Annotated in this window: 1 tRNA gene and 1 rRNA gene (1 of these 2 only partly in view); both read left to right on the forward strand. The window is 44.9% G+C overall.

From position 1 onward, the window contains the following. Positions 1-64: 64 nt before the first annotated feature. A tRNA-Ile gene (locus CUN59_RS20010) sits at positions 65-138 on the forward strand. A gap of 61 nt (positions 139-199) precedes the next feature. Further along, positions 200-267, forward strand: a 23S ribosomal RNA gene (locus tag CUN59_RS20015) (its annotated part continues 1,963 nt past the right edge of the window); the annotation flags it as partial.

The following is a 267-nucleotide window of genomic DNA, read 5'->3' on the forward strand; positions in this document are numbered from 1 at the left end:
TGGTCTAACCTAGGTCGGTCGCAGACTTGAAGTTGTACTTTCAAACTATGATTTGGTTCGATAAGGGCTATTAGCTCAGGTGGTTAGAGCGCACCCCTGATAAGGGTGAGGTCCCTGGTTCGAGTCCAGGATGGCCCACCTGAAGCAAGTCAAAAGTAAAAAGTCAAATGTCAAAGGTATATTGCTTTTGAATTTTGCCTTTTGAATTTTGAGTTGTTTTTGGGGGTTTAGCTCAGTTGGTAGAGCGCCTGCTTTGCAAGCAGGATG

Origin of the sequence: Cuspidothrix issatschenkoi CHARLIE-1 (assembly GCF_002934005.1) — a bacterium.
GTDB lineage: Bacteria > Cyanobacteriota > Cyanobacteriia > Cyanobacteriales > Nostocaceae > Cuspidothrix > Cuspidothrix issatschenkoi.